The following is an 11,287-nucleotide window of genomic DNA, read 5'->3' as shown; positions in this document are numbered from 1 at the left end:
GGAATTGGTAGACGCGCTAGCTTCAGGTGTTAGTGTCCTTACGGACGTGGGGGTTCAAGTCCCCCCCCTCGCACCAATTATCTTTACTTCCTTTCTTGTTTCTTCCCTGTTTTATCATCCTTGATCCCAGCTCGTTATCATCAGTATGACGCTCGCAATTAGCGCCAGGCACGATGGCAACAAAACATAATGCCGTAACTGTTTGTGATACAGCATCAGCGGTGTCACCAATAATCCCATCAGCATGACAATCCGCCACAGTTCCGGCGATAAATCCACATACGTCAGTCCTGCAATCAGCAATCCCGGCAGCAACACTCCCCAACCACTGCCCAGTGTACGTTGCAACATGGTTTTATCTCTTTTATTGATAATGATAAGCAATATCATATTGATAATTTTTATCGTTTGCAAGCTAGCAAAATCCCTTGCTATCGTTTAAACCTATCGCTAGGATTAGCAATCATTATCATTTAGATTACTATCACGATTATGGCCTATCGTTCCGCACCGCTTCTTGAAGATGTTATCTGGCGAACGCATCTCCAGCCGCAAGATCCAACACTTGCGGAAACAGTACGTGCGACGATCGCAGAACATCGTGAACATTTGCTGGAGTTTATCCGTCTGGATGAACCCGCCCCACTTAGCGCCCTGACGCTGGCGCAATGGTCTTCTCCAACGGCCCTGCGTTCCCTGTTGGCTGTTTATTCCGATCATATCTACCGCAATCAACCATTGATGCTCCGCGAGAATAAGCCGCTGATCTCACTGTGGGCGCAATGGTATATCGGTCTGATGATGCCGCCATTAATGCTGGCGCTGTTAACACAGGAAAAAGCGTTAGATCTTTCCCCGGAACATTTTCACGTTGAGTTTCACGAAACCGGGCGTGCCGCCTGTTTCTGGATCGACGTGTGTGAGGACAAGAACGCTCCGCATTTGCCACAGCAGCGAATGGAAAAGTTAATCAGTCAGGCGATCGCCCCGGTTGTGCAGGCATTAGAAGCCACCGGCGAAATCAATGGCAAACTTATCTGGAGTAATACCGGCTATCTGATCAACTGGTATTTGACTGAGATGAAGCAGTTACTTGGTGATGCGACAGTTGAATCACTTCGCCATGCTCTCTTTTTTGAGAAAACACTCTCCACGGGTGAAGATAATCCTCTTTGGCGTACGGTGGTGCTGCGCGACGGCCTGTTGGTGCGCCGTACCTGCTGCCAACGTTATCGCTTGCCGGATGTACAGCAATGCGGCGACTGTACGCTGAAATGAAAAACTCTGCCGGGGTGATAACCCGGCATTAGCGTATTAAAAGGAATGCAACACATTGCTTGTTTCTGAAACCCGCATACATAACAGAATGTCTGCAGCCTCCAACAACCCAGCATCGGAACTGACGCCCAGTTTCGACATCACATTAAATTTATGCGCGCGGATCGTTTTAATATTTCGTTTAAGCTGCTCGGCAATTTGTGTCATTGAGTAGCCACGCGACATAAAACGCAATATTTCTCTCTCCGTTGGGCTTAGCGTCCGGCTTTGATTAATGTACCACTGATTGTTCAGGCGATCGGTAGCCTGACGCACGCCATTTAATGACAGAAACAGCTCCTGATAAAAAATGTCCAGCGTCGATGCTTTACTTAATACACCGTCCAACGGTGATGGCGATAATGATCCGATTAATCGTGCTTCAATATCATCATCCGCAATAACTAAACGCCGGGTACGCGGAAATTTAATAGCCAGCTCAGTCAAATAAGATAATCCCTCTCTGCGCTCACTTCTCATGGCAGAAAAAGAAAAAATAACCGCCGCAAATGAGACCCGCGACATCGCATCCTGAAACGCCTCCTGGCTTCTATAGATATGGAGTGTATAAGGGTTACCCGCAAACTTTCTGAATAAGCTTTCAATACCGATACTACTCATGACGCACTTCTCTATGAGTGCGACATTTCTCTTCTTAATTCGGCTGTGTTCCATTCTGCGGCATCTCCATAAACCGAAGGCAAGTTAAGTTCTCTTGCCCCCTGCGCGCTATTTATCCATGCATACATCTCAGCGTTGCTGTGAATTGCCAGCCGACGCATCGCACTGTTTTTTTGTGCGCTGATGGTTTTATTGCTTTTCTTAAGCAATGAAGCTATCTGGTTGATGCCCCATCCTTTGCCTAACAACCGCAGTACCTTGCGCTCTGAAAGTGTCAGAATGACGGTGCGATAGCTAAAATCCTGAGTTTCAGTCATTGCCGGGGAGGTCAGCATGGCGCTGATACGCTCTGCATGCGCATTACCGGAACGAACCGTCTTAACCAGATTCTCAATGGGTTCGATATCGGACAGTAACGTCGCTGCCGGGCACATAAGCAGTTCTACCGCCTGAGAGTACCAGGCACGCGAAACCATGAAAACCCAATGAATTTCCCTGTATTGTGAGATCAATGAATAATAATGTTCACAAACGGAATGTGGATTGTCATTTTCGCCGGTTAAATCGGCAATGACTAATCCGGAGCGACGTAATTGTAATAAGGTAAGATCCTCCGCGGAGGCTCTGGATATTATTTCATATTCAGGGAAGTGAGTCCTCATAACCTCTTTTAACCCTGCTTGCATAACCGGTATTTTACTGATAACAATTCCATTTTTGCAGCATCCTGGCAACATATTTCCTCCACATCCACTGTCTAAAAATCATGATGGTTTATTCAGGATATTCATTCCTTAAATGCTTCCAGCAAATTAATAGATTAAGCGAATAAATTATCCTTAGCATTCACTTTCATATCAGCATACTCCTGCTGCACAATAACTCCACGGCATGTGTCAGAAGGTTAGCATCAAATGATAACCTGGTGAAATAGCCTGGAGACATTTAAAATAACTAAATTAACTTGTTAGAAATACTTAATGGAAACCCTGGAATTCCATTAGTTTAAGATATAATTAAAATACCGCCTTCCCATCGAACAAAAAACATCTCGTCAGCATTTATACAAAAAAAATCAGTAAAATCTGATGATTTTATCTGTTTAAAATTCAAAAGTACGAACGGCCATCCATTACTCTAATCCGTAAGAGACAAATTATAAATTCATTATAATTATAATATTCATATGATAATTTTTTTGCAGCGATAAAAAATTCGCTTTTCGCCACTGAACTTCACCCGCCAACCAGGACTAATCAGCGCAATTTTGATCTTAACCTACCCCAAAACAACCGCTCTTCATGATACAAATGGGGTCTCATTATTTGAACAATACGCAGCACGTCTATGACAAAGGACGAGTTATGCAGACTGAGCAACAGCGGGCCGTAACACGGCTTTGTATCCAGTGTGGATTATTTCTTTTGCAACATGGAGCGGAAAGCGCGTTAGTTGATGAGCTTTCCTCGCGACTGGGTCGGGCGTTGGGAATGGACTGCGTCGAAAGTTCTATCTCTTCGAACGCCATTGTGCTTACTACCATTAAAGATGGGCAATGCCTGACATCTACGCGCAAAAATCACGATCGCGGCATTAATATGCATGTAGTGACGGAAGTTCAGCATATTGTGATTCTGGCGGAGCATCACCTGCTGGATTACAAAGGCGTGGAGAAACGTTTTAGCCAGATTCAACCCTTACGTTACCCGAGATGGCTGGTCGCCTTGATGGTTGGTCTGTCATGCGCCTGTTTCTGTAAGCTCAATAAAGGTGGCTGGGATGGTGCCGTCATCACCTTCTTTGCCAGCACGGTCGCAATGTATATCCGTCAGCTACTGGCGCAACGTCATCTCCACCCTCAGATAAACTTTTGCATCACCGCATTTGCCGCCACCACGATTTCTGGTTTGCTTTTACAACTCCCTGCCTTCAGCAATACGCCAACAATCGCGATGGCTGCCAGCGTTCTGCTGCTGGTGCCGGGCTTTCCGTTGATTAATGCCGTCGCTGATATGTTTAAAGGGCACATCAATACCGGGCTGGCACGCTGGGCGATTGCCAGCCTATTGACGTTGGCTACCTGCGTTGGCGTGGTGATGGCACTCACGATTTGGGGACTACGCGGATGGGTGTGATCGAATTTCTCTTAGCACTAGTGCAGGATATGATCCTCGCGGCAATTCCTGCAGTCGGCTTTGCGATGGTATTCAATGTGCCGGTTCGGGCGTTACGCTGGTGTGCACTGCTTGGCGCGATTGGTCATGGCTCTCGAATGATCTTAATGAATACCGGGCTGAATATTGAATGGTCAACCTTTATGGCATCCATGCTGGTCGGCACCATTGGTATTCAATGGTCACGCTGGTATCTGGCGCATCCGAAAGTCTTTACCGTGGCAGCCGTTATCCCTATGTTTCCCGGTATCTCTGCTTATACAGCAATGATTTCAGCCGTAAAAATCAGCCAGTTAGGTTACAGCGAGCCGTTGATGATTACCCTGTTAACCAACTTTCTTACGGCATCATCAATTGTTGGCGCGTTATCCATCGGCCTTTCCATTCCTGGATTATGGTTGTACCGCAAGCGCCCTCGCGTATAAAATTGCCTCGCTTAAAGCACACGGATGAGAGACAGCCTCCTTTCATCCGTGTGTTACTATAAAAGTAATCTCCCTTCTCGTTCATCGTTCCATATTGAGAAACAGTATGTCTTCCAGAGTTTTGACCCCGGACGTCGTTGGTATTGACGCCCTGGTACACGATCACCAGACCGTTCTGGCAAAAGCTGAAGGCGGTATGGTTGCCGTATTTGCTAACAACGCTCCGGCGTTTTATGCCGTCACGCCCTCACGTCTTGCTGAACTGCTGGCGCTGGAAGAAAAGCTGACACGTCCAGGAAGCGATGTCGCTCTGGACGATCAACTCTATCAGGAACCGCAAACTCCCCCCGTTGCCGTACCGATGGGAAAATTCGCCATGTACCCGGACTGGCGGCCAGATGCTGATTTTACTCGCCTGGCCGCATTATGGGGCGTGGCGCTAAGAGAACCCGCCACCGCCGAAGAACTGGCCTCATTCATTGCCTACTGGCAGGCGGAAGGCAAAGTCTTTCATCATGTGCAATGGCAACAAAAACTGGCGCGCAGTCTGCAAATTGGTCGTGCCAGCAATGGCGGACTGCCGAAACGAGATGTGAACACAGTCAGCGAACCTGACAGCCAAATTCCACCGGGATTCAGAGGGTAACGATGAAAAACGTTGGCGACCTGATGCAACGTCTGCAAAAAATGATGCCTGCCCATATCAAACCCGCCTTCAAAACGGGTGAAGAGCTTCTGGCGTGGCAGAAAGAACAAGGAGCGCTCCGCGCCGCCGCTCTGGAGCGCGAGAACCGGGCAATGAAAATGCAGCGCACCTTTAACCGCTCCGGCATTCGTCCGCTGCATCAGAACTGCTCCTTTGAGAACTATCGTGTTGAATGCGAAGGGCAGATGAATGCGTTGAGCAAAGCGCGCCAGTATGTCGACGAGTTCGACGGCAACATCGCCAGCTTTATCTTTTCTGGCAAGCCTGGAACCGGTAAAAACCACCTGGCGGCAGCGATCTGCAACGAACTACTGCTACGCGGCAAATCGGTATTGATTATTACTGTTGCCGATATTATGTCAGCGATGAAAGATACTTTCAGAAATAGCGGCACCAGCGAAGAGCAACTGCTCAACGATCTGAGCAACGTTGATCTGCTGGTGATCGACGAGATCGGTGTACAGACCGAATCGAAATACGAAAAAGTGATCATCAACCAGATCGTCGATCGTCGTTCTTCTTCCAAACGCCCGACCGGGATGCTGACCAACAGCAATATGGAGGAGATGACGAAATTGCTGGGCGAACGCGTTATGGATCGTATGCGCCTGGGCAACAGCCTGTGGGTGATCTTCAACTGGGACAGTTATCGTAGTCGGGTAACGGGTAAAGAGTATTAATCCCCATTTCCGGCGTTATACTGCGACAAAATTCCATTATGAGTAATGATGATGAAAACTGTTAAACACCTTCTGTGCTGTGCAATTGTCACCACCGCATTCATTTCCGCCGGGACACATGCCGCTTCCTGGAAAGATGCGCTTTCCAGCGCCGCCAGCGAGTTAAGCAACCAGAGCAGCACCACACAGGAAGGTGGTTGGTCGCTCTCTTCATTAACGAGTCTGCTTAGCAGCGGCAACCAGGCGTTAAGCGCAGACAATATGAACAATGCCGCAGGTATTCTGCAATATTGCGCGAAACAAAAGCTGGCTTCAGTGACCGACGCGGAAAACATCAAAAATCAGGTACTGGAGAAGCTGGGCCTGAACAGCGAAGAACAGAAAGAAGACACCAACTATCTGGATGGCATTCAGGGTTTGCTGAAAACCAAAGATGGTCAGCAGCTTAATCTGGATAACATCGGCACCACTCCGCTGGCGGAGAAAGTGAAAACCAAAGCCTGCGATCTGGTATTAAAGCAAGGCCTGAACTTTATCTCCTGATCTGTTCTGTATAATGCCGCGTTTTAACTGTTAATCGGCTGGCGCGGCTCTCCCCTTCTCTTTTTCCCGCTTCTCACGCTTTCATCCCCCGCTATGCGGGACGCAGCCTTGAATAAAAAAGCCTGTTTATAAACTAATTCCTAACAACATCGCATTTTTTTGACACTAGAATTGCAGCAATATGGCAGCGCCATTACATTGTGTTTCTCAAAAAATCTTAAACATCGGCTACACGGCCTGGTTTAGTGAGGATCGCCCGTTGTCAGAACTACTCTCTTTCGCCCTGTTTCTCGCCTCTGTGCTGATCTACGCATGGAAAGCGGGACGTAACACCTGGTGGTTTGCAGCCACGTTAACGGTGCTGGGGCTATTTGTCGTTTTAAATATTACCCTGTTTGCCAGCGACTATTTTACTGGCGATGGTATTAACGACGCGGTGCTCTATACCTTAACCAACAGCCTGACCGGTGCAGGCGTCAGCAAATATATCCTGCCAGGCATCGGCATTGTGCTGGCACTGACGGCGGTGTTCGGCGCGCTGGGATGGATCCTTCGCCGCCGCCGACATCATCCTCACCATTTTGGCTACAGCCTTTTGGCACTCTTGCTGGCGCTGGGTTCAGTGGATGCCAGCCCGGCATTTCGTCAGATAACGGAACTGGTGAAATCCCAATCGCGCGACGGCGATCCGGACTTTGCGGCTTATTATAAAGAGCCGTCAAAAACCATCCCCTCCCCCAAACTCAACCTGGTTTATATCTACGGAGAAAGCCTCGAACGAACTTATTTTGACAACGACGCTTTCCCGGATCTCACGCCAGAACTGGGGGCGCTAAAAAATGAAGGGCTGGATTTCAGCCATACGCAGCAACTGCCGGGAACCGATTACACAATTGCTGGCATGGTAGCCTCCCAGTGTGGCATTCCGCTGTTTGCCCCGTTTGAAGGCAACGCCTCTGCATCCGTTTCCAGCTTCTTCCCACAGAACATCTGTCTGGGCGATATCCTGAAAAATTCCGGTTATCAGAACTATTTCGTGCAGGGAGCCAACCTGCGTTTTGCGGGTAAAGATGTGTTCCTGAAATCACACGGCTTCGACCATTTGTACGGTTCGGAAGAACTGAAAAGCGTGGTGGCAGACCCGCATTATCGCAACGACTGGGGATTCTACGACGATACGGTGCTGGACGAAGCATGGAAAAAATTTGAAGAACTGTCTCGCTCCGGCCAACGGTTTTCGCTGTTTACTCTGACGGTCGATACCCATCACCCGGATGGTTTTATCTCACGTACCTGTAACCGCAAAAAATATGATTTTGACGGAAAACCGAACCAGTCATTCAGCGCGGTAAGTTGCAGCCAGGAGAACATCGCGACGTTTATCAATAAAATCAAAGCCTCTCCGTGGTTTAAAGATACCGTTATAGTGGTCTCTTCCGACCATCTGGCGATGAACAACACCGCGTGGAAATACCTGAACAAACAGGATCGCAACAACCTGTTTTTTGTCATCCGTGGCGACAAACCGCAGCAAGAGACGCTGGCAGTGAAGCGTAACACGATGGATAACGGCGCTACCGTGCTGGATATTCTCGGAGGCGATAACTTCCTCGGTCTCGGACGCAGCAGTCTGTCTGGTCAGTCAATATCAGAAGTGTTCCTCAACATTAAAGAGAAAGTGCTGGCGTGGAAGCCGGATATCATCCGCTTGTGGAAATTCCCTACCGAGATGAAAACGTTCACCATTGATCAGAACAAAAACATGATCGCATTCTCAGGAAGCCACTTCCGCCTGCCACTGCTGTTACGCGTGTCAGATAAACGCGTGGAGCCTCTGCCAGAAAGTGAATACTCCGCACCTCTGCGTTTCCAGTTAGCTGATTTCGCCCCACGAGACAATTTCGTCTGGGTTGACCGCTGTTACAAGATGGCGCAACTGTGGGCACCGGAACTGGCGCTCTCTACCGACTGGTGCGTCTCACAAGGTCAACTTGGCGGACAACAAATTGTGCAGCATGTTGATAAGCCTGAATGGAAAGGCAAAACAGCGTTTAAAGACACGGTCATCGACATGAAACGCTACAAAGAGAATGTTGATACGCTGAAAATTGTCGATAACGATATTCGCTACAAAGCAGACAGTTTCATCTTTAACGTCGCTGGTGCGCCGGAAGAGGTGAAACAGTTCAGTGGAATTTCCCGCCCGGAATCCTGGGGACGCTGGTCAAACGCGCAGTTAGGCGATGAAGTGAAAATCGAGTACAAACATCCGCTGCCGAAGAAATTTGACCTGGTGATCACCGCCAAAGCCTATGGTAATAACGCCGGCCGCCCCATTCCGGTACGCGTAGGCAATGAAGAACAAACCATCGTGCTGGGTAATGAAGTGACCACCAATACGCTGCATTTCGATAACCCAACCGATGCCGATACGCTGGTGATTGTTCCACCGGAACCTGTCGCAACCAACGAAGGGAACATTCTCGGCCACTCGCCGCGTAAGCTCGGCATTGGTATGGTGGAAATCAAAGTGGTTGAGCGTGAAGGGTAATAATATTGCCTGGTTGTAGTTCGGATAAGACGCGCAAGCGTCGCATCAGGCATCGGCACACAACTGCCGGATGCGCCGTGAACGCCTTATCCGTCCTGCGGTATAATATTGAAACGTAAAAAAACAGCGCCCAACACGTCCCCGAGCGCTGCATGGCAACTTTACCAATATCCGATTATCAGAAAGTAATAACGCCCTTAATCAACTCAGGATTGTTAATCACATCGCGCTCATAGATTTCCGCCAGCGTGGCGAACGGATAGCGATGGGTTAACATCATGTCAGCCGTGATTTTCCCTTCCGCCATCAATCTCCCGACTTTCGCGAAATCTTCCGGCGTGGCGTTGCGGCTACCCATCATTGTGGTTTCTTTTTTATGGAACTCCGGGTCAGAGAATTGCAACTCGCCTTTAAACAGGCCGACAAATACCACCGTGCCGCCGTGGCGAATCAGATTAACTGTGTTATTCATCGCATGTTGATTACCCGTCGCGTCGATCACTTTCTGCGCCAAAGAACCACCAAATTGCGCCCGCAACTGGTCATCAAAATCCTCTGCTGAAGGATCCAGCACCGGCAGTTCCAGACGCGTTGCTACATGCTCACGGCGAGTCGGACTGGTATCTGCCACTACCACCTGTGCACCATCAGCTTTAGCGATTGCCGCCGCGCCCAGACCGATTGGCCCCGCACCGACCACCAGCACCTGCTCGCCGGGCGCAACTGCCGCACGACGTACCGCATGAGCGCTAATGGCGAAAGGTTCAATCAACGCAGCCGCCTGCGGGTCAATGCCGTCTGCGGGTAGCAAATTAGCCGCAGGCACTGCCAGATACTCACTAAAACCACCATCCTGATGCACACCAATGACTGAAATTCTTTCACAGCAGTTGGTGCGACCACTTTTACACGCAGGACACTGCTGACAAGAGATATACGGAATTACTGCAACTTGCTGCCCAATATTAAAATTGTGAATATTTTTCCCTGCATCAATAATCTCCCCACATATTTCATGACCTAAAACACGTGGGTAGCTAAAAAATGGCTGATTACCCGCCCAGGCATGAATATCTGTACCACAAATTCCGACAGCTTTAATTTTAATTAGTGCTTCATCGTCGCCTGCCACCGGCCTTTCCCGGATTTTCCAGACTAAACTCTTTATTTTCTGACAAATTAAGACTTTCATTGTAGACATGATTCACTGCTCCTTTTATTTTATTACTCCCAGATATCGTCGAATTTATAAGAGCGACTGAATTTGCCCATGAAATATGCGGATGATCACGCATAAAAATGTTTTAAATCGGTTTTTAATGCCGTACTGGAGGGAACAATGAGTCGTTCACAGAATTTACGTCATAACGTCATAAACCAGGTGATTGAAGATATGGCGCGGGGAAATATTCCATCCCCACTCCCTTCACAAAGTGGGCTGGCAGAAATGTATAACATTAGCCGCACCACGGTACGCCACATACTCCAGCATTTAAGCGCATGCGGCGTGCTCACCCAGGTGGGGAAGGATTATGTTGTCGCCCGCAAACCCGAACAGAACGATGGTTTCGATTGCATCACAGTCTCGCTGACAGAGCAAAACTACATTTTTGAGCAGGCATTTTTCACCATGATTAACCAGCGTCAGCTACGCGCCGGAGAGAGTTTTTCCGAGCTGCAACTGGCGCGGACGGCAGGCGTCAGCCCGGTCGTGGTTCGAGAATACCTTTTAAAATTTGGCCGCTATGGTCTGATTCAGAGCGAAAAACGCGGGCAGTGGAGCATGAAGCAGTTCGATCAGTCTTATGCCGAACAACTGTTTGAACTGCGGGAGACGCTGGAAACACACGCGTTACAGCACTTTCTGAATTTGCCAGATGATGATTCACGCTGGCTACAGGCAAAAACACTGCTCGAACGCCACCGGACACTGCGTGACAGCATTGGCAGTAATTTTCGTATGTTTTCGCAGTTAGACCGCGATTTTCATGCCATGCTGCTATCTGCGGCTGACAACATCTTTTTTAATCAAACACTTGAAATTATATCGGTGATTTTTCACTGTCATTATCAGTGGGATGAAAGCGATCTGAAACAACGTAATATTATTGCCATTGATGAGCATATGACGATTCTTAGCGCGCTAATTTGCCGCAGTGATTTAGATGCCGTACTCGCGCTGCGTAATCATCTCGATACCGCCAGGCAATCGATGATTCGCTCAGTCAAACAACATCATCGTTAAATTAAGTACAGATTAAAAACTACTA

The 11,287-nt window shown here is 48.5% G+C and carries 12 protein-coding genes; 8 read left to right on the top strand and 4 right to left on the bottom strand.

All coding sequences use genetic code 11. The features are described from left to right. Window positions 1-114: 114 nt before the first annotated feature. Window positions 115-351, bottom strand: a complete 237-nt coding sequence (locus tag BEA93_RS10825; RefSeq protein ID WP_001468488.1) for a DUF1435 domain-containing protein — start codon at window positions 349-351, stop codon at window positions 115-117. Window positions 352-492: 141 nt separating this feature from the next. On the opposite strand from BEA93_RS10825, the gene fhuF reads away from it, so the two are divergent. Then, window positions 493-1,278, top strand: a complete 786-nt coding sequence (gene fhuF / locus BEA93_RS10820; protein WP_016262840.1) for a siderophore-iron reductase FhuF — start codon at window positions 493-495, stop codon at window positions 1,276-1,278. A gap of 36 nt (window positions 1,279-1,314) precedes the next feature. On the opposite strand, the gene bglJ is transcribed toward fhuF, so the two are convergent. Continuing rightward, window positions 1,315-1,992 carry a DNA-binding transcriptional activator BglJ gene (gene bglJ, locus BEA93_RS10815; protein ID WP_001517702.1) on the bottom strand — a complete coding sequence of 226 codons (678 nt, stop codon included), beginning with the start codon at window positions 1,990-1,992 and terminating at the stop codon, window positions 1,315-1,317. After that, the gene (locus BEA93_RS10810) at window positions 1,950-2,675 is read right to left on the bottom strand and encodes a helix-turn-helix domain-containing protein (RefSeq protein ID WP_000936620.1); all 726 of its coding nucleotides are present in this window, start codon (window positions 2,673-2,675) and stop codon (window positions 1,950-1,952) included. Before BEA93_RS10810 ends, bglJ begins: the two co-directional genes overlap by 43 nt. Before the next feature lie 627 nt (window positions 2,676-3,302). Here BEA93_RS10810 and BEA93_RS10805 point away from each other — a divergent pair. The 6 genes from BEA93_RS10805 to opgB all read left to right on the top strand — a co-directional run bounded on the left by BEA93_RS10805 (window position 3,303) and on the right by opgB (window position 9,017). Further along, window positions 3,303-4,073, top strand: coding sequence for a threonine/serine ThrE exporter family protein (locus BEA93_RS10805; protein ID WP_001468486.1), 771 nt, complete (start codon window positions 3,303-3,305; stop codon window positions 4,071-4,073). Beyond that, complete coding sequence (locus BEA93_RS10800) at window positions 4,064-4,537, top strand: threonine/serine exporter (RefSeq protein WP_000538195.1); 474 nt, start codon at window positions 4,064-4,066, stop codon at window positions 4,535-4,537. The genes BEA93_RS10805 and BEA93_RS10800 overlap by 10 nt, the downstream gene beginning before the upstream one ends. Before the next feature lie 106 nt (window positions 4,538-4,643). Next, window positions 4,644-5,183, top strand: a complete 540-nt coding sequence (dnaT, locus tag BEA93_RS10795) for a primosomal protein DnaT (protein ID WP_001468485.1) — start codon at window positions 4,644-4,646, stop codon at window positions 5,181-5,183. A 2-nt stretch (window positions 5,184-5,185) separates the two neighbouring features. After that, a complete protein-coding gene (dnaC, locus tag BEA93_RS10790; RefSeq protein WP_001468484.1) occupies window positions 5,186-5,923 on the top strand; it encodes a DNA replication protein DnaC in 738 nt (245 codons plus the stop codon). 48 nt (window positions 5,924-5,971) lie between these two features. Continuing rightward, window positions 5,972-6,466, top strand: a complete 495-nt coding sequence (gene yjjA / locus BEA93_RS10785; protein ID WP_001517700.1) for a DUF2501 domain-containing protein YjjA — start codon at window positions 5,972-5,974, stop codon at window positions 6,464-6,466. 259 nt (window positions 6,467-6,725) lie between these two features. Further along, on the top strand, window positions 6,726-9,017 hold the full coding sequence (gene opgB / locus BEA93_RS10780) for a phosphatidylglycerol--membrane-oligosaccharide glycerophosphotransferase (RefSeq protein WP_105224556.1): 2,292 nt from the start codon (window positions 6,726-6,728) through the stop codon (window positions 9,015-9,017). Between the two features lie 178 nt (window positions 9,018-9,195). Here opgB and BEA93_RS10775 read toward each other — a convergent pair whose 3' ends face one another. Beyond that, complete coding sequence (locus BEA93_RS10775; protein WP_000106014.1) at window positions 9,196-10,218, bottom strand: zinc-binding alcohol dehydrogenase family protein; 1,023 nt, start codon at window positions 10,216-10,218, stop codon at window positions 9,196-9,198. Window positions 10,219-10,356: 138 nt separating this feature from the next. Here BEA93_RS10775 and BEA93_RS10770 point away from each other — a divergent pair, with 138 nt between their 5' ends. Next, the gene (locus BEA93_RS10770) at window positions 10,357-11,262 is read left to right on the top strand and encodes a GntR family transcriptional regulator (RefSeq protein ID WP_105224519.1); all 906 of its coding nucleotides are present in this window, start codon (window positions 10,357-10,359) and stop codon (window positions 11,260-11,262) included. The last annotated feature ends 25 nt before the right edge of the window (window positions 11,263-11,287 follow it).

Origin of the sequence: Escherichia sp. MOD1-EC5950, from assembly GCF_002965345.1 — a bacterium.
Taxonomy (GTDB): domain Bacteria; phylum Pseudomonadota; class Gammaproteobacteria; order Enterobacterales; family Enterobacteriaceae; genus Escherichia; species Escherichia marmotae.
This window is presented reverse-complemented; position numbering and strand designations above follow the sequence as displayed.